14 protein-coding genes are annotated in these 17,897 nt (G+C 61.7%); 8 read left to right on the top strand and 6 right to left on the bottom strand.

Annotated features, from left to right (window positions below; all coding sequences use genetic code 11):
- Positions 1-8 precede the first annotated feature (8 nt).
- Both tssI and V6657_RS12860 read left to right on the top strand, forming a co-directional pair.
- Positions 9-3,953, top strand: coding sequence for a type VI secretion system Vgr family protein (gene tssI / locus V6657_RS12865; RefSeq protein ID WP_048934515.1), 3,945 nt, complete (start codon positions 9-11; stop codon positions 3,951-3,953).
- Positions 3,910-4,812, top strand: a complete 903-nt coding sequence (locus tag V6657_RS12860; protein WP_137884625.1) for a hypothetical protein — start codon at positions 3,910-3,912, stop codon at positions 4,810-4,812. The genes tssI and V6657_RS12860 overlap by 44 nt, the downstream gene beginning before the upstream one ends.
- An 842-nt stretch (positions 4,813-5,654) precedes the next feature.
- Here the strand turns inward: V6657_RS12860 and V6657_RS12855 are convergent.
- On the bottom strand, positions 5,655-7,211 hold the full coding sequence (locus tag V6657_RS12855; protein WP_048934661.1) for an MFS transporter: 1,557 nt from the start codon (positions 7,209-7,211) through the stop codon (positions 5,655-5,657).
- A gap of 73 nt (positions 7,212-7,284) precedes the next feature.
- Between V6657_RS12855 and V6657_RS12850 the strand changes: the two genes are divergently transcribed.
- The 3 genes from V6657_RS12850 (at position 7,285) to V6657_RS12840 (ending at position 9,781) form a co-directional block, all read left to right on the top strand.
- On the top strand, positions 7,285-8,220 hold the full coding sequence (locus tag V6657_RS12850; protein WP_048934517.1) for a LysR family transcriptional regulator: 936 nt from the start codon (positions 7,285-7,287) through the stop codon (positions 8,218-8,220).
- A 64-nt stretch (positions 8,221-8,284) separates the two neighbouring features.
- The gene (locus V6657_RS12845) at positions 8,285-9,253 is read left to right on the top strand and encodes a LysR substrate-binding domain-containing protein (RefSeq protein ID WP_048934518.1); all 969 of its coding nucleotides are present in this window, start codon (positions 8,285-8,287) and stop codon (positions 9,251-9,253) included.
- 57 nt (positions 9,254-9,310) lie between these two features.
- Entirely contained in the window at positions 9,311-9,781 is a 471-nt protein-coding gene (locus V6657_RS12840; RefSeq protein ID WP_031329643.1) for an MliC family protein, read from the top strand.
- A 15-nt stretch (positions 9,782-9,796) separates the two neighbouring features.
- Here V6657_RS12840 and V6657_RS12835 read toward each other — a convergent pair whose 3' ends face one another.
- From V6657_RS12835 to V6657_RS12815, 5 genes are all read right to left on the bottom strand, one after another.
- Positions 9,797-10,759 (bottom strand): MBL fold metallo-hydrolase, encoded by a 963-nt coding sequence (locus tag V6657_RS12835; RefSeq protein ID WP_048934519.1) that lies wholly within the window; start codon positions 10,757-10,759, stop codon positions 9,797-9,799.
- Positions 10,760-10,791: 32 nt separating this feature from the next.
- Positions 10,792-11,250 (bottom strand): DUF192 domain-containing protein, encoded by a 459-nt coding sequence (locus V6657_RS12830; protein WP_048934520.1) that lies wholly within the window; start codon positions 11,248-11,250, stop codon positions 10,792-10,794.
- Positions 11,251-11,340: 90 nt separating this feature from the next.
- Entirely contained in the window at positions 11,341-12,684 is a 1,344-nt protein-coding gene (locus V6657_RS12825; protein ID WP_048934521.1) for a cytochrome-c peroxidase, read from the bottom strand.
- Positions 12,681-14,192, bottom strand: a complete 1,512-nt coding sequence (locus tag V6657_RS12820) for a metallophosphoesterase (protein WP_048934522.1) — start codon at positions 14,190-14,192, stop codon at positions 12,681-12,683. Before V6657_RS12820 ends, V6657_RS12825 begins: the two co-directional genes overlap by 4 nt.
- 185 nt (positions 14,193-14,377) lie before the next feature.
- On the bottom strand, positions 14,378-14,587 hold the full coding sequence (locus V6657_RS12815) for a hypothetical protein (RefSeq protein ID WP_021195779.1): 210 nt from the start codon (positions 14,585-14,587) through the stop codon (positions 14,378-14,380).
- Between the two features lie 292 nt (positions 14,588-14,879).
- Between V6657_RS12815 and V6657_RS12810 the strand changes: the two genes are divergently transcribed.
- The 3 genes from V6657_RS12810 (at position 14,880) to V6657_RS12800 (ending at position 17,730) form a co-directional block, all read left to right on the top strand.
- A complete protein-coding gene (locus V6657_RS12810) occupies positions 14,880-15,332 on the top strand; it encodes a sorbitol dehydrogenase family protein (protein ID WP_248694655.1) in 453 nt (150 codons plus the stop codon).
- A 243-nt stretch (positions 15,333-15,575) separates the two neighbouring features.
- A complete protein-coding gene (gene icd, locus V6657_RS12805) occupies positions 15,576-16,826 on the top strand; it encodes an NADP-dependent isocitrate dehydrogenase (protein ID WP_048934523.1) in 1,251 nt (416 codons plus the stop codon).
- A 172-nt stretch (positions 16,827-16,998) separates the two neighbouring features.
- The gene (locus tag V6657_RS12800; RefSeq protein WP_048934524.1) at positions 16,999-17,730 is read left to right on the top strand and encodes an alpha/beta hydrolase; all 732 of its coding nucleotides are present in this window, start codon (positions 16,999-17,001) and stop codon (positions 17,728-17,730) included.
- Positions 17,731-17,897 lie beyond the last annotated feature (167 nt).

Below are 17,897 nucleotides of genomic sequence, written 5' to 3'. Positions count from 1 at the left end.
AACACGGCATGTTCAAATTCAATCAAGCGCGTACCTTGGAGTTGGTGGGCGAGTGTCTACCGACCTACGGCATCAAACAGCCGCTGCTCATCCCCGCACACCTGCACGGCACTGAGGCGATTGGCAGCCTATTTGAATACACGCTCACCTGTCGGACGGCCAACACACCGAACGTCAGCCTGGAACAAGCAGCGAACATCGACCTGAACGCGCTGCTCAAGCAGGAAGTCACGCTCCATATTCAGATCGAGGGCATTCAGCGTTTTGCGCCTGGGCGCGTGAACATGGAGAACGTTGGCGCAGGCGTTCGAGAGATCTCCGCCATCATCGATCAGGCAGAAATGCTGGGTGAGGAAACCGAGCGCTCTTACTTGTACCGGTTCCGGCTGCGCCCTTGGCTATCGCTAGCGGAAACCGGCCAAAAACGGCGGCTGTTCCATAACATGTCCGTGGTGGACATCACGAGGGCGGTGCTGGAAGCCTACCCCTATGCCGTGGAATATCGGCTCAATGCGCCATGGGGCATGGACTATTGGCCGCTGCGCGAGGTTCAGCGCCAGCATGACGAGTCCGATGCCGTTTTCCTACATCGGTTATGGCAGGAGTGGGGCATCTTCTACCACTTCAAGCACGAGAATGGCCGGCACTGTCTGGTGCTGAACAACAAGATCGGGGCGCTACAGAGGCACGGTGAAGCCTATCAGACCATTCGCTACACCGGGCCCGCCGAAAAACGGACCGACGAGGAAACCATTCACACCTTGTCGATCGCGAACAAGCTCGTCACGGGTCCGGTCACGATCAATGACTATGACTACTCCCGATCAAACGACGCGGTCACGCGTGCTGGTGGCGGTGACTTTCAGTTCCGATCGGACGCCCCGCACGATCACGTGCACACCGAGCAAGCGCATGACATGTGGGGCGATTTCTCGCAGCCGAAGGCTGGCGCATCGGGCATCGCAGACGCGGGCAACGAGGCCGAGAAGGAGGCTCAGTATCTGGCGTCCGTGATGGCGCACGCGCTGCACAGCCAGGCGCGCCTTGTCTCGGGCGCGGGCAACCTGCGCGGCCTCATGGCCGGGTACACCCTTCACATCGTTGAGCACCCGCAGAAAGCCGCCAATTGCGAATACTCGGTGCTGTCCGCCACGCTGACGGCGGAAGAGGTGGCGCAATCGTCCGGGGTTGGCCAGTATCGCTACAGCGCCAGCTTTACACTTCTGCCCCAATCGTGCTTGTTCTATCTACCGCGCACAGTTCCCAAGCCCAACATCGGCGGCACGGAATACGCAATGGTGATCGCCCCGGCAGGGGCGCCAGCAGCAAGCGAAACTTGGACGGACAGCCTAGGACGTGTCCTTATCCGCTACCTATGGGCAGGCAAGTCCGAGCATGGCGATGCCCCCAACAGCATGTGGGTGCGCGTACTCAGCCCATGGCAAGGGTCAGAATTTGGCGCAACCTTCCTGCCCCGCATTGGCCACGAAGTGGAAGTGGCCTTCGTGGGCGGAGACCCAGACCTGCCGGTCATCATCGGCAGCGCAACCAACCACTGGCGCCACCCCGGTTATGCGCTGCCGGGCAACGCCGCGCTGGCCGGATTTCGTAGCCGGGAGTTCGGTCAGCACGCATCGTCCAATACCGTTGTCATGGACGATACCCAGGGCAAGATTCAGGCGCAGATCGCCAGTGACCACGGCACATCGCACCTGGCGCTCGGCTACAACACGCGGATTGCCGGTACACAAGGCCGACAGGATGAGCGCGGGCGCGGCTTTGAGTTACGCACCGACCTCTGGGGTGTGCTGCGCTCGGGTCTGGGCATGCTCATCAGTACCGACAAGCGCGAGCAAGCACGTGGCCATGCAAAAGACGCGGGCGAAGCCATACAGCGTCTGACGCAGGCGCGCGACATTCACGAAACGCAGGCCCAGCTCGCGCGGCAGCACCTCGCGCACGATGGCACCGTCAATCAGGACGACGTAGTCACCGCCATCAAGGCACAGGCACAAGCCATTCGCGGCAATGCGGCCACGCCTGAAGCACCCTTCCCCGAGTTTGACCAGCCGCACCTGACGCTGGCCAGCCCGGCCGGCATTCAGACGGCCACCGCAGGCAGCACGCACGTTGCCAGCGACGTGCACACCGCGCTCACCTCGGGCAAGCACATCAGCCTTTCCGCAGGGCGCTCATTGATGGCAACGGTGCGCGATCGAATCTCGCTGTTCGCCTACAAACTCGGCGTGCGAATCACGGCGGCGTCAGGCCGGGTCGAGATCGAGGCACAAAACGATCAGCTCAGCGTCATCGCCCACAAGGTGGTGGACATCATCAGCAAGGCTGACTGGATCAACCTGACGGGCCAGCAAGGCATTCGCCTGAACGGCGGCGGCTCGGTTATTGAAATCTCCAAAGCCGGCATCACTGGCTTCACGGGCGGGCAGTACATGGTGCACGCGGCGACGCACGCCACGGCAGACCCGCTGGCCCAGCCCGTGCAAGCGCCGATGACGGTGGTGTCCGAGGCCAAGATCGCGCAGCCCTTTGTGCTGGTGGAAAACGGCATGGGCCTGCGCGTGCCCGATCAGCCCTACCGGATCACGCTGGAAGACGGGCAAGTCATCTCGGGCCGCACCAACGATGCGGGGGAATTGCAGTTGGTGCTCTCCAACGCAGTGCAGACGGCGTTTGTGGAGATTTTGCACAACGACGGCACCGACAACCCGGCGGCGATGTTTGAGTCTGTGTTGACGCAGCCTGCGCAGACCACACCGCCCGAGATCGTCACGGAAAAGCGTGCATCCCAGCCGATGGGCGGCAAGCAGGCGCAGCAAAACGACGATGCGCCATCTCCCCTCGGGCATAGCCCGCTTTACGCACTCTGCAAGCCGTACAACTGGGGGCTGCGCTACACCACGCAGGATGCCAAGACACCCCGGCAACTGAACTTCCCGGTGATTGTGGAATATACGAAGGCGATGACGGAACTGCTGCTGGAGGATATTCAGTGGGGGGACAACTACTTCGGGAGCAGGAAGCCGAGGTTGGTGTTGCAGGGGTTGCCACTTGAAGATCAAGTGAGTGATTTGGCCAACGAATTAAGGATCGTCATTGGAAAACTGCTGACCTCCCCTGCTGCTGGAGAGTTTGCCTTGCCTAAGGCCGCCGTTCCCCTTGTGGTGATTTCTGACGAACTAATCGGCAAAACCGAAGGCACAAAAGGCGTTTTCACTCATGGGACATGGACGCTTGCGCTCTACAGCTACGCATTAGCCCCCATTTTTTCCGTTAAAGAAAAATGGGAGGCAAAGTCGAAAATTCAGGATTTTGTGGATACGGTGTGTCATGAAACGCGCCATTGCCAGCAATTCTTCTGGATGTTTGCCATGGCGCAGAGAGGGGAGGCGTATTTCCCCGATCTTCCAAATATCAAGGAATGGCCCTTAGCTGGCGCTGTCGAGGGCTCACCTTCCAAGGATGTTGCTGAGTTGTCGGGAAAATATGCCATCCCAGATGACTCTCTAGCCAGGGCGGGCATTAAGCAGATGGCGATTGGTGCATACATTTGGTGTTTGTGGTTTTATAAGAAAGAAGCTGAAGGGAAAATAAAAAATAACAAAACCCCGTGGTATCCAAAATATGCACCTGATGCCTATGCACTCGACCAGGAGTATATGGAAATGAAGAAAAAGGCAGAGGAATTACTCAATGACGTTGGCGCAGGAGGTACACCCATTGATGTGGAACGTATGGTTCAGGATGAACGTGGTGAGGGCTATCATTCCCGCCCGTGGGAAAACGACGCATTCTACTGCGGCAATATGGCAGGCTCGTACTGGCAGTACGGGGTGCCGCTTGATGGGATGGGTGCAAATCAGTGTAGCCGCTTGTACGCTGCAGCTTGGAATGCCCGGCAACGCAACAGCGGAGATGCCAAAAATGCAAACTGATCAAGTAAAAAAAGACTATCGCCCCCCGGGTATGCCGCCGCAACGTGACATGACGGAGGATCAACGTGAACAGGTCATGCGAGTGACGAGTCTTGGGATTCGGTGGGCTGCGGGAACAGTCACCTTAGATGATATTTATCGTGAGCTTGGGCAACCTAAATCCATAGCCGGAACACCGGAGGATTCTTCCTATATTTATGGATACAAAGATTTTCATTTCAATTTTTACCTTGATAAGGAGTTAGAGAATAATAAATCCGGTAACTCAAGAGGGTTCAGGTTAACCACGCAGGCATGGATCACATCCAACATCCCGCGGGAATTGTTTGAGTCTCGCCTTGGTTTGAAGAGGGTTCAGCAAGGGGAGTTGATTGATGGTTATCGGGAAGAGAAGTTGAGGTACTTCAACCCGCCCAACCCAATGTCACCAAGACAAGATATTGTCGGCTTGAACTATCGGCTACCGATGCCGGATGACTCTCCATTTGATGTGACAATGAATGTGAGATACAAGGCTGCTGGCGATGAACCCGATTTGGCGGATTTTGAGGCGACGACGGATTTGCGAACCCTCGACATCGGCCGCTGGTATTTGCTCCCCTCCGCATTGGAAGAGCGCAACCAAAAGAAGCGCCTTAAATATTCAGAAATGGGCTTGCGCACCGGCATGATCTGCCCGGAATCCGGCCTGTGGGAAGGCTGGACGGATCGCAACGAGTGCTTTGGGGCGTTGTATATGAAAGAGGGCTGGCGCTTTCTCGATGTTTGCACTCGACCCAATACGCCGTTTGCCTTTCTGGAGCCGGGGCGGTGGTTCTACAAACGGCCAGGCACGGACAGCGAACGTTCGTTCGGCTGAGGCAGCGCGCGCGTTGCCAAGACTGCTGACCCCCTCTGTTCGAAAAATGACTCGGTTCCGTCGGGGCGGGGGCACACCAATTGTTGTGGATTATGTATCAGAGGGTCAAGTTGACGATTCTGTGGATTGGAGAAATTAAATCACGCTAGAGTAAGTGAGCTGAGAAAAATGTCTTGAACTCGATGGGTCTCGCGCGCTGCGGTGTCGATGCAGGGAAATTTATCATCCATTTTGCGGAAACGTTTGATCTGTAGAAATAAAGGCATCATGAATCTGAATAAAATGAAATCCCTGCTTGCTTTTTCAATTCTTGGATTGGCTGCGTGCGGCCCAGCATTGGCTTGCAACCTTGGGAATTATGTGGATATAAAATTCCATATCGGATCAATTCGACCAATGTATAGCTTGGGGGATCAAATCCTTCCAATCATTTATAGGATGCGAAATATCGATGAGGTGATATTTGTCCTGTCCGAGGTCGATGAGGTTGATAGTAAATTTCTTCGTTGGCACTTAAACAATGAGCGAATCCGAATGGTGTCGGATATCTTGAAAAGAAATGGTGTAAATTCAATTTCTCTTTACAGGGAGAGGGCGCTAAGGGATAGCGTTCAGTGGGAAGGGTATGGTCGATATGTCACCCTCTTGTTTTTGGGGAAATTTCGAGAAAACCCTTGTCCGAGTCCTATACCTGCGGGGCCCTAAGTGCCGTCGGCTTATATGCGGGGGTATCGAAAAGCCTCATTTCCAAGAACCCGCGCACAATAGTTCAAAAACTTGCGCTGCATTTCCTGTTGAAAATATGGGTTTTCGAGGCGTCAAGATTGTTGAGGGCTCGGTTGCTACCGCAACGACCGCTGCACCAGCACCACCACCGCCAACACCCCGCACGCCACCGCAAACCAGCTGAAGAGCTGCGTGCCGGCCAGCAGCGTGGCCTGGCGATCAATCTCGGCCGACAGGCTGGCCAGCCGTTGCGGCGTGAGCGGGTTGGCTGCCTGCAGGTCCGACGTAAAGCGCGTGACGTGCGCGACGATCAGCGAGCGCGATTCCGCCTGCTGCGTCTGCAGTGACACCACCGCCAGCCCGGTGCCCACCGCAGTGGCGAACTGGCGCGCGATGTTCTTCATCTGATAGCCGTGCGCGAAGTCTTCGCGGTCCAGATCGAGGTAGGTCATCATCGCAATCTGGATCATCACCGTGCCCGGCGTCATGCCTTCCAGAAACGACACGGGGAAGAACGCATAGTCCGGCGCACCGGGCATCAGGCTCGTCGCCAGCAGCAGTGCAGCCGCCGCATAGATGGCAAAGCCGATGGCGATAAAGCGGCGCTTGCGGAAGAAGAACGGCAGCCAGATCGTCATGACGACGGCCACCACGGTCGACACCGCGCCGCTGATCATCAGGAACAGCGTGGTGGTGCGGAACGTGAAGCCCAACCCGCCTTGCGACACGGCTGGGAACAGGTACGACCAGTACCCGCTCATCAGGTAATACACGCCGTAAAAGCCGATGCCCCACAGGTAACGGCGACCGCTCAGGCGCGAGAGATCGAGCCACGGGTCCGGGTGCGTGCGCAGGCGGTGGATGGCCAGCAACAGCGCAGCGGTACCACCCAGCAACAACAGCGGAATCACGGGCGATGCAGTCAGCCGGTTGTAGCGCAGCTCCGATAGGCCCATCAGGAACGACAGCGCGCCGATGGCGATGGCCCCCACGCCAATCCAGTCCCATTCGCCATCTTCCGGCGGGGCCTCGTGCGGGCGGCGTGCGGCACGCGTACGCGGCTGGTGACGCTCCGGCGGCAGGAAGAACATCGCAATCCACGCGACCACGGCCAGCACCAGTTCCAGCCAAAAGATCACGCGCCATTCGCTGTATTCGAGCACCTCGGCGCAGATCCACGGCGCGATGGTCGTCAGCCCGAACAGGCCGACGCTGAACATCAGCATCGGCGGAATGCGTTCATCGGGCTCGGTGGTGAGCTGCACCAGAATGCGCGAGGCCGAGAACAGCCCGCCCGCGCCCAGCCCCTGGATGGTCCGGCCGATGACGAGTTCGCCAATATTGTTGGAGGTTGCGCAGACCACGCAGCCGATGCCGAACAGCACAATGCCCGCCAGCGCGAACATCCGGTAGCCCACGTGCGCGGCAATGCGGCCGATGGCCAGGTTGGCCACCACCGCTGCCACGGCATAGGCGGTGACGGCGTACAGATACGCATCCGGGCTGGCATGCACGCCGCCCTGGATATGCTGGCCCGCCACGGCCATCATTTGGGACGAGACGAAATCGAGGCCCGTGGCCAGGCCCACCGCCAGGCCAAAAGCGTGGATGCGAGCCGAAGAAAAATGGGGAAACGCCCGCAACGAGGCGGGCGGAAGGATTTGCAGCGACATGTGCCCGAGCATAAACTTGCCCGCCAGCCGGATAAACGGCCAACTCTAGGAACACTGTCCAGTCATGCGAACAATGGAGTGGAACGACTGGGAAACCTTCTGCCGTGTGGTGGAGGCCGGTAGCTTCACTGCCGCCGCCGAGGTATTGGGCATTCCCAAATCGACCGCCAGCGCCGCCGTGTCGCGGCTGGAGGCCGCGCTCGGTGTGCGGCTCATGACCCGCACCACGCGCCAGTTGCGCCTGACCGAGGCTGGCTCGCACTTCTACGACGACATCGCCCCACTGTTCGAGCGCCTGCGCGAAGTGCACGCCGATACCACCGCCGCCAGCGAAACCGTGGCCGGCACCTTGCGCATTGCGGCCCCATACGAAGTGGGCGCCCAGCACCTGACCGAGCCCGTGTGCCGCACGCTGGCACGCTACCCGCATCTGCAGATCCAGGTGCATATCTCGTGGGAGCAGCCCGACCTGCTAGCCAGCGGCTACGACATCGTCTTCGTGATGGTTGACCAGGTGCTGCCGGACTCATCGCTGGTGGCGCGGCGCGTGGTGATGATCCCGCGTGGTTTGTACGCCTCACCGACATTGCTGGCGGAACGCCCGCCACTCAAGACGCCTGCCGATCTGGCCGGCTGGCCATGTCTGTCCGGCCCCGATGACGCGAGCTGGGCCTTCCGCCCCGTTGGCGAGCCCGCGGCCGAGCCCATCGAGATTCCCATCCAGCCGCGCCTGCAGACCTTGAATGCCGAGATGCGCGCCCGCGCTGCCGTGCGTGGCCTGGGCGTGGCCCGCATGGCTCGCTCCGTGGGCGATGCGGAGGTCGAGGCGGGCCGGCTCGTGCGCGTGCTGCCGGATTTCGAGCTGACCGCGTTGCGCGTCTATGCGCTCATGCCGGCGCGCAAGTTGGTGCCGCGCAAGGTGCGCGTGTTTCTTGACGCGCTGGAGGCGGAGGGCGTGGCGGCAACATCGGCAACCCCGACCACACCGGCCTCGGGCAGTGCTGCCTAGCCGAAGACCGGCGCCGGATGTCACAATCGGCGCTTTCCTATTCGGATTGTGAGGATCGGCGGCCATGCGTTTGCGCCAGATCGAAGTCTTCCGCGCGGTGATGCTGGTCGGGACCGTCAGCGAAGCGGCGCGCATGCTGAATGTGTCGCAGCCGGTGGTGACGCGCGTGCTGCAGCACACCGAACTGCAGCTCGGCTTTCGCTTGTTCGATCGCACCAAGGGCCGCCTGCAGCCCACCGCAGAGGCATTCGAGCTGTTTTCTGAGGTCGAGCGCCTGTATCAGGAGGTCGAGCGCGTGCGGCGCGTGTCGGCCAATCTGCGGCACAAGGGGGCCGGGCGCCTGCGCGTGGCGGCCACGCCCAGCCTGGCGCCGAGCATTCTCGCGCCCGCCGTGCGGCGCTTCTCGCAACGGCATCCGGATACGCTGGTGCGCGTGTTCACCCACCACACGGCCGAGATCGTGCAGGGCCTGCTCTCGCAGGACATCGACGTCGGCTTTGCCTTTGCCCCGCCGGTGCATCCGGCCATCAGCACCACGCCCGTCGCGCAGGGCCGCATCTTGCTCGCCGCGCCGCGCGCCTGGGTCGGCGGCAGGACGGATGGCCGCGCGCTGCACAAACTCGTCGCGGAGAAGCCCTTCATCGGGCTCGAAGATCAGATCTCGCTTGGCTCGCTGGTCGGGCAGACCTTGGCGCGCGGTGGCTTGGCACCGCAATCGACGCTGGAGGTGCAGACGTATTCGCTGGCGCGCTCGCTGGTTGAAGAGTCATTGGGCGTGACGATGCTCGATCAGTTCACCGCCGCCACCGGCAGCATGGACCGCATCGCGCTCTTTGCGCTGGAGCCGGCGCAGACGTTTGACGTGCGCGCCATGCGTGCCGAGCACCATGCCCCGTCTTCGCTGGCGGATAGCCTCGTGCAATGCTTTGCCGATGCCGCCCGCGCGCTATCCGACGAGCTGCCGCAACGCCTGGAGCCGACGCCGTTCGTTCTCAAGACCGGCGCCAACGTTGACGCTACCGCAGCCGACTAACTTTTTCGTCGCACGCGCGTCTAACGGGTTCTGTTGACCTTGCAAGGAGACTGATCGATGCGACGTTCTACAACTGCCTTGATCTTTGGCGTGGCGCTGTCTGCCGGTGTGTTCAGCGGCGTGGCTGTGGCGCAGCAGCAATCGCCGGTGCCCGGCATGTCGTCCGATGATTTGAACACCGCGCTCGACTTTGCCAAGGCGGGTCTGAATAAGGCCATCGACCAGGCGCGTGCCTACACGGCGTTGCCGATCAAGGACCCGCGCGATGTGCGCTACACCTGTGAGGGCGGCAAGACCCTCGCGGTGAAGTACATGACGGTGGGGGATACGCCACTGGCGTCCATGGTGCTCGACGGCAAGACGCTGGTCTTTGCCAATGTGATCGCGGCCTCGGGTGCGCGCTACGCGTCGGGCCAGTACGTCTGGTGGACCAAGGGCCCCACCGGCTTCCTGACCGATGAGACCCTGCCCGCAGGTCGGAACCCGGGCAACATGCTCTACCGGGATTGCAACGAGACGACGCGGTAATCGGCTTCAGTTGGATCAGACTTCCAGCAAGTCACGTCCAACGATGATCTCGCCCTTGAAGTACGGGCGCACCGCGTCCAGCCACACCGAATCTTCCAGGAACGGATAGCCGCCCGGCACGAAGTGCGACAGCACCAGCGTCTTCACCTTGGCTTCGGTGGCAATGCGGCCGACGTCTTCGGCAGAGGTGTGGCTGGCCAAGAGATGCTCGCGCAGCGTCTTAGCGTTGGGCTCGGTGGAGAGCAGCTTGTCGAGCGACGGCAGGTGCATGACTTCGTGCACGAGCACATCCGCGCCGTAGGCCAGGCGCACGAGGTTTTCGCTCGGCGCCGTATCGCCGGAAATGACGATGGAGCGGTCTGCCGCATCAAAGCGGAACGCAAATGCCGGCGACACGGGCGGGTGCTTGACCAGCGCGCTCGTCACCTTCACGTTGGCGTCCTGCATCACCAGCCCGCCTTCGGTCAGCTCGTGCGGGTGGATCATCGGCGCCAGCGGCGGGCGGCCTTCGTCGGCAATGCGGGTGCGGATGTCGTAGTCGTACAGCTCGAGGAACTTGGTCGTCATCGCGGCCAGCGGGGGCGGGCCCCAGGCGTCGACGGGGCCAGTCAGGTCGGTGGCCCACGCGAGCAGCAATAGCGTGCCGTAGTCGGCGTTGTGATCCGAGTGCTGGTGCGTGATGAAGATGTTGCGGATGGCCTTGAGCTTGAGCCCAGCACTCACGTACTGGCGCCCTACGCCGTTGCCACAATCGACCACGTACGACACGCCGTTGATGACGATCACCTGTGCCGGCGCTGAGCGGTTCTTCTTGGGCGTCGGCCCGCCGCCGGTGCCCAGCAGGATCAGCCGGGTGCCCTTGGGTGCATCAGCGGCCGCGGCGGCCAACGGCCAGCCTGCGGAGGCAGCACCCGCACCCACGGCCAGTGCACCGGCCTGCCGCATCCAGCGGCGACGGTTGTTGTCGAAAGCTTGCATGCGGCTGTCTCCTCTCTGTTGCTATGAGCGTATTAGCGCGGCTGAGGCAGCCCGCCCACCTTCATGCCGGGCTTGATCCCCTTGCGTGCAAACCAGCCCTTGTTCATCTCCAGCGCATAGACGCCGGCCTTGGTCGGGCAGTGGTTGTCTTCGGTCTGGGGCTTCATCTCGGCAATGTCGGAGATGGTGCCGTCGTCGGTGATGAAGGCGATCGACAGCGGCAGATCGGTGTTCTTCATCCAGAAGCAATGGCCGGCGGATTCATCAAACACGAACAGCATGCCGGCGGTGTCGGGCATGTTCTTGCGGAACATCAGGCCGATTTCGCGCGATTGCGGGGTAGCGGCCACTTCCGCCTTGACCTTGTACATGCCCATGGTCAGGTCGACGACGGGCAGGCCGGTTTGGGGGCCGGTGGGTGTTTGCGCAAATGCACCGGTGGCGGCAACGGCCACGGACAGCGCGGCAAGCAGACGGGACAGGGTAGTCATGGAGGTCGTGGGCTAGAAACAGAACGCTCCATGATCGGTACTCGGCCAGCCGCCGTCAATGAGACTGCTCCCAAGGGCGGAACGAAGTTGTTACCGCGTGTTTGTTGCCGGGCGTTCGGTGGCTGCCGTCTTGGCGGCGGCCTTGGGCGCGTGTGCCGAGCGTGCCTTGTCCGCAGCCGCATCCGGCATTAGCCCCACGTAGTGCGCATCGGTGAGCGTGCGCAGGAAGGCGACGATGTCGTCGATCTCGTCTTCCGTCAGCGCGGGCGTGGTGCCGGGGCGCCGGTTCATCGGCACGGCGTTCACGTTGACATTGCCTTGATATTTGGCGGGCACGTCGTTGAAGCGCAGGGGTGTTCCCTTTGTGCCCGGGTACCACTGCGCCGGATCCGTCGAGCGCGTGGCGTAGAAGGCCACCGTGTCGCGCAGCGTGCGGAACACGCCGTTGTGCATGAAGGTCTGGCGCACTGCCACATTGCGCAGGCCCGACGTGCGGAAGTACCCACACCACTGGTCGGGCTCGGGCCACTTGAGCTTGCGCGCCGTCTGGCACAGGCCCACGTCGAAGTGTTTGGCGTCCTTATTGGCCGGCAGCAGCGGATTGCGCGGTACGGCAATGGCGTCGTAGCCGAAGTCCGTGAATAGCGAGCGCTCGGGCCGCGACGACGATTCCACCATTAGGTGACACGACGCGCAGTTCCCCTTGTCCGGGTTGCGGAACAGGGCGAGGCCGCGCATCTCGGCGGGGGAGAGCGGTGTGCGCTTGCGTAAAAAGTCATCGAAGCGCGAGGTGAACGGCGCCATCTCGTCGCTTTGGAAATAGGCCTCCAGCGCTTTGCCCAGTGCGCCAATGAGGCGTTCCGGGTCGCGCACTGCGTCGGCACCGAATTGCTTTGTCAGCGCCTGGCCTAGGTCGGTACCGGCCACCTTGCGCTGCAGGGCGCGCGGCGAGGGGTTGCCCATCTCATCGGGGCTGAACAGCGGGCCGCGGATCTGTTCCGGGATGGAATCGGCGCGGCCATCGACAAAGAAGCCGCCGAACGGCGACGGGAAGCTGGCGTCGTCGTCCTGGAAGAAGTAGCGATGCGGGATGTAGCGCAGGTAGAGCAGTGACGGCGCATTGCGCGCTGCCACGTGCCCCGGGCGGCTGCCGGCGGGCACACCGATGCGCAGCGCCTCGCCTTTCAGCGTGGGCGCGAAGGCGCGGCCCGGATCGTGGCACGCCGCGCACGATGTGCCTTGCGGCTCCGACAGGCGCGGGTCAAAGAACACCCGCTTGCCGAGTGCGACGAGGTTCGGGTCCGGCTTGAACGATGTCGACTCGGCGGGCGGCGGCACAGCGTCCAGCTTGGGCGTCATGCCGATCGATTCGGCCGCCGCAGCACCCGAGAAGAGTGCGGCAGCAGCCAACAGCGCAGTGCTCAGCTTTTTCAAGGTGCAACGAAGCCCGTCTTGTCACACACCAGGCTGGAGCCGTTCTGCGTGCAGGTCGTCAGCAGCTTGCCGTTGACGGTGTAGGCCTTGAACAGCCAGCCCTTGGCGGGTGCCGGCTGGCGGTCCATCACCATGAAGCCGAACGAGTTGTTGTGCGAGATGCTGCCAACCGTCACGCCCGAGGCCGGGCTGATGGCCGGGAACGGATCAGGCAGGGCCACGTCCAGCGAATCACCAGCATTGCCCGCCACGATGGTCGCCGGGTGGTTGCTGGTGAAGTTGATGGCCTGGAAGTCATGCACGTGACCATGCAGCGCGACCTGCACGCCCGGCGGATAGTAGGCCGTGGCGTTCAGGCTGTTCATGACCGACAGCAGCGCCGCATTGCCGCCCAGCGGCGTGCTGCCCGCGATCGGCACGAAGCCCAGGATCGGGTGGTGGTTGGTGAAGATCGACATCACGCCCGGCTTGGCGGCCAGCGTGCCCACCGTGCTGAACTGCTTCTGGTAGGTCTGGAACCACGGGTCAGTGGTCGCCAATGCAGTCGTGCCAGCCTTGGCCGAATCGAACACGATGACCTGCGTGTCGGTGCCGATGGCCACGGCGTACGGGTCCGATGCGTTCGCGCCATTGTCGTTGGCCGGGTTGTCACACGAGCGGGCGGCGGAGTAGGGGCGCGGATCCAGGAAGCGGAACCAGCCTTGGCCGGCGCGCGCGCACTCCTCATGGTTGCCACGCACCAGCACCCACGGGGCGGCAGCCATCAGCGGGGCGGCAGGCTGGAACAGGTCAGCTTGCCACGTATCCCAGCCATAGCCCCACGGGCTGCCCTGGCAGCCGGCCACGTCGGGCGGGCAGGCGTTTTCACGGTAGTGGTAGTCGCCCACGTGCAGCACGAGGTCCGGGTTCATTGCCGCCGCCGTGGTGGCCGCTGTGGCGAACGGCCACGACAGCGGGTCATTGCACGACTGCCAGCTGTTGCTCGACTTCTTCATGCGGCAGCCGGTGTCCGCCAGGATCACCACGCGCTGCGGGTTGGCCTTGGGCAGCGGCAGCACGCGCGAGCCAACGGATGCCACCTTCGCCGTCGCGGGCACGGTGGCCTCGCAGGCATTCACCGGGAAGGACGAAGCTTTCGAATCGCTGGCGGCACTGGCCGTGGTGCGCTGCGCGATGGTGCCGGCTGCCACGCGCAGGCTCATGCGCGTGGAGGTGCCGTCTACCGTGAGCAGCGGGCAGACCGTGTTGTCAACCGGGGAGGCGCTATTCGTATACGTGGTGACCGCGCGCACGACAGCCTGGTTGCTGTCGCCAATCTCCACCCACGCGGCCTGGATATTGCTGTCGGCGGTGGCGGCGTCGGCTGGCGTGGCGGCTACCGGCGTCGTGTCGGAGGACGAGCCGCCGCAGCCGGCAATCACGGCAGCGGCAGTCAGTGCGGCAAGTGTGACCATCGTGAGCACGGTGCGCTTGGCGCCCACCGGAGCGAACATCGATCGAATTTCCATTGCGCCTTCCCTGATTCTTGTTGTGAGGAAGGCGCAAGGTACCCAAGACAGATGGCGCTATTTTGACAGCCCCGCATGCGGGCTCAGGGAGATTGCAAAAATTGCAGACGAAAAAAAAGCAGACGCATAAGCATCTGCTTTTTTCGGTATCAGCCGAGCCGCTAGGGCCCGGCAGAAGCACCAACTTATTGCTTGGCAGCGTCAGCAGCCGGAGCAGCAGCGTCAGCCTTCTTAGCGGCCTTCTTGTGCTTCTTGGCGTGCTTCTTGGCCTTAGCCGGTGCCTTTTCAGCAGCAGCCGGAGCAGCAGCAGCGTCAGCAGCCGGAGCAGCCGGGGTTTGTGCGTACACACCAGCAGCGAACAGGCCGGCGATCAGGGCAGCGATCAGCTTCTTCATGGTGAATCCTTTTATTGATCAGTGAGTTAACCAACGACCCGCTAAATGAGTCATCTGCAATAACGCAGGCTGTTGCGGACGCGTTGACACGTCGCGTTGATTTTTTTTGAGGTTGTTTTGACGGGGTCAGCAGCATGCTGGCCGGGATGTGGCGCATGTTGCGCCGCGCAAAAAAGATGCCTGACTTCTGAGCAGGAGGGATGGGCTTTCGGACGTGTCTGATTGGATCGAAGTGGATCGGCCCTGAGAATCGCCCGGACTCTGCCCAAGATCCGCCGTGCCGCTCTCTCCGTTGTCCTCCCATCCCCTCAAGCCTGCCCGATTCACCCGCCGCGACTTCCTGTTTGGCGGCGGCGCGCTGGCGATGCTCGCCGTCACGCTGGGCCTGCGCCGCGTGCCCGATCAGGCTGCCTCCAGCCTGGACGATTTCATGCTTGTGTCACAGACGCTCTCCGGCCAGCCGCTCGACCGGCACATAGGGCTGAACTGTTTCAGCAATCTGTATCGGGCCGATGCCCGCTTCGTCGACCACATCCAGACCCTGGCCTGGCTGGTGCGCCATCACCCCGGGTTGGGCGGCACGGGCCTGATTGGCTTGCTGGAGGCTGATCGCCATGTGGAACTGCGCGCCGCCCTCGGCCGCTTGGTCGACGCCTGGACCGCGCAGGGCGGCGCCAACCCTGCGTTGGCCGATGCCCGCAGCCTGATCGAACGCGCCTCCGACGCCACCCAGCCCAGCAGCTGACCCGCCGTTTCGCCATGTGCACGACTGTGGCGGATGGTGAAATTTTCCGGCATAATGCGAAATTAACTCTTGTGTCTTATATAAGAGTTGAGGTTTGTGCGGTGCACCGTGAGAGTGTCATCGCAGCCCGCTAGAATCACCAGTTCATTGCAGCGTGCCGGCCCGGCCACCCCGGGGCGACACGCTGTGCTGTCAACCCCCCACCGTCCACCCGCTTACCTGCGGTCTGCACTGGAGTCGTCCATGTATCAACACATCAAGGTCCCGGCCGGCGAGAAGATCACCGTCAACCAAGACTTCTCCCTGAACGTCCCCAACAACCCCATCATTCCCTACATCGAGGGTGACGGCACTGGCTTCGACATCACCCCGGTGATGATCAAGGTGGTGGACGCAGCCGTTGAAAAGGCCTACGCCGGCAAGCGCAAGATCTCGTGGATGGAAATCTACGCTGGCGAGAAGTCGACCAAGGTGTACGGCCCGGACGTGTGGCTGCCGGAAGAAACTCTGCAAGTCCTGAAGGACTACGTGGTGTCCATCAAGGGCCCGCTGACGACGCCGGTGGGCGGCGGCATCCGTTCGCTGAACGTGGCGCTGCGCCAAGAGCTGGACCTGTACGTCTGCCTGCGCCCGGTGCGCTACTTCAAGGGCGTGCCTTCGCCGGTGAAAGAGCCGGAGAAGACCGACATGGTGATCTTCCGTGAGAACTCGGAAGACATCTACGCCGGCATCGAATTCGAAGCCCAGAGCGAGAAGGCCAAGAAGCTGATCAAGATTCTGCAGGACGAGTTCGGCGTCAAGAAGATCCGCTTCCCGGAAACGTCGGGCATTGGCGTGAAGCCGGTCTCGCGTGAAGGCACCGAGCGCCTGGTGCGCAAGGCCATCCAGTACGCGATCGACAACGACAAGCCGTCGGTCACGATCGTGCACAAGGGCAACATCATGAAGTTCACGGAAGGTGGTTTCCGTGACTGGGCGTACGCGCTGGCACAGAAGGAATTCGGCGCCGAGCTGATCGACGGCGGCCCGTGGTGCAAGTTCAAGAACCCGAAGACGGGCAAGGAAATCATCGTCAAGGACGCGATTGCCGACGCCTTCCTGCAGCAGATCCTGCTGCGTCCGGCCGAGTACTCGGTCGTGGCGACGCTGAACCTGAACGGCGATTACATCTCCGACGCCCTGGCTGCACAAGTCGGCGGTATCGGTATCGCCCCGGGTGCGAACCTGAGCGACTCCGTTGCCATGTTCGAAGCCACCCACGGTACGGCTCCGAAGTACGCTGGCAAGGACTACGTGAACCCGGGTTCCGAAATCCTGTCGGCCGAAATGATGCTGCGCCACATGGGCTGGACGGAAGCGGCTGACCTGATCATCTCGTCGATCGAGAAGTCGATCCTGTCGAAGAAGGTCACGTATGACTTCGCCCGTCTGCTGGAAGGCGCGACCCAAGTGTCGTGCTCGGGCTTTGGTCAGGTGATGATCGACAACATGTAAGATCGTTTCGCCTGATTTCACGGTGAGCCAAAAACCCCGGTAGATCAATGATCTCCGGGGTTTTTTATTGGTAATCCGACCCACCTTTTTCCCTTCATGCAACGTGCGAGAGCGAATCATGAAAGTACTCCGGAGCCGGTGGCTCAAATCTGCTGCAATCTTCGTCGGGCTCATGGTGGGCCTCTTCACCCCAACAAGTGAGGCAAAGGAAGTGAGTAACCCGATCCGAAATATCGTCCTGGTGCACGGTGCCTTTGCCGATGGCTCCAGTTGGGCAGAGGTCATTGCAGCACTGCAGCGCAAGGGCTATCACGTGACCGCTGTCCAGAACCCGCTCACCTCTCTGGCGGACGACGTTTCTGCCACCCGTCGCGTGCTTGCCCGCCAGTCGGGAGATGTCATTCTGGTGGGGCACTCGTATGCCGGTGCCGTGGTGACTGAGGCGGGGAATGCAGACAATGTCAAAGGCATCGTCTACCTCTCGGCGCTTGTGCCGGACAGCGGAGAATCCGTGTCCGATCTGCTGATGCGCCTGAAGGCGCCCATGGATGGCTTGAAGCCCGACAATGAAGGCTTCATCTGGCTCGACGACCCGGCCGCGTATCGCGACGTCATGGCGGGCGATGTGCCCGAGCCCCATGCGCGCATTCTTGCTGCTACGCAGGTTCCAATTTCCGTATCCGCCTTTACTGGCAAAGTCTCTCATGCGGCTTGGCACGACAAGCCAACGTGGTACCTCGTTACCGAAGAAGACCATGCGCTCAAGACGCCAGTGCAGCGCACGTTGGCCAAACAGATCGGAGCCCGCGTGACGACTGTGAAGTCGAGCCACATGTCGTTGGTCTCACACCCCGCCGTGGTGGCCAATCTGATCGATCGTGCCGCCAAAGACGCGCAACATTGATCAGGTAACGTGATAGGGGCACACTAGGCGGTGCGGCTTCCTGCCATGCACGAGGGGTCCAAGCCTCGATCGTGTTCTCGACGGTAGCCTGGCTCACCGTGCCGGTGTGTACGCGTTGGGGAGCCGTCGGAAGGTGGCGCTTTCTTGGGCTTAACCCGCCAGCGTTT

The organism is Ralstonia sp. RRA (assembly GCF_037023145.1).
Classification (GTDB): domain Bacteria; phylum Pseudomonadota; class Gammaproteobacteria; order Burkholderiales; family Burkholderiaceae; genus Ralstonia.
The sequence above is the reverse complement of the archived record's forward strand: the minus strand, read 5'-3'. Positions and strand labels throughout refer to the sequence as shown.

Excerpts from the sequence above, each read along its gene's own strand:
- tssI (WP_048934515.1), top strand. The coding sequence starts at position 9 with ATGTTCAAATTCAATCAAGCGCGTACCTTGGAGTTGGTGGGCGAGTGT.
- V6657_RS12860 (WP_137884625.1), top strand. The coding sequence starts at position 3,910 with ATGCCCGGCAACGCAACAGCGGAGATGCCAAAAATGCAAACTGATCAA.
- V6657_RS12855 (WP_048934661.1), bottom strand. The coding sequence starts at position 7,211 with ATGTCGCTGCAAATCCTTCCGCCCGCCTCGTTGCGGGCGTTTCCCCAT.
- V6657_RS12850 (WP_048934517.1), top strand. The coding sequence starts at position 7,285 with ATGGAGTGGAACGACTGGGAAACCTTCTGCCGTGTGGTGGAGGCCGGT.
- V6657_RS12845 (WP_048934518.1), top strand. The coding sequence starts at position 8,285 with ATGCGTTTGCGCCAGATCGAAGTCTTCCGCGCGGTGATGCTGGTCGGG.
- V6657_RS12840 (WP_031329643.1), top strand. The coding sequence starts at position 9,311 with ATGCGACGTTCTACAACTGCCTTGATCTTTGGCGTGGCGCTGTCTGCC.
- V6657_RS12835 (WP_048934519.1), bottom strand. The coding sequence starts at position 10,759 with ATGCAAGCTTTCGACAACAACCGTCGCCGCTGGATGCGGCAGGCCGGT.
- V6657_RS12830 (WP_048934520.1), bottom strand. The coding sequence starts at position 11,250 with ATGACTACCCTGTCCCGTCTGCTTGCCGCGCTGTCCGTGGCCGTTGCC.
- V6657_RS12820 (WP_048934522.1), bottom strand. The coding sequence starts at position 14,192 with ATGGAAATTCGATCGATGTTCGCTCCGGTGGGCGCCAAGCGCACCGTG.
- V6657_RS12815 (WP_021195779.1), bottom strand. The coding sequence starts at position 14,587 with ATGAAGAAGCTGATCGCTGCCCTGATCGCCGGCCTGTTCGCTGCTGGT.
- icd (WP_048934523.1), top strand. The coding sequence starts at position 15,576 with ATGTATCAACACATCAAGGTCCCGGCCGGCGAGAAGATCACCGTCAAC.
- V6657_RS12800 (WP_048934524.1), top strand. The coding sequence starts at position 16,999 with ATGGTGGGCCTCTTCACCCCAACAAGTGAGGCAAAGGAAGTGAGTAAC.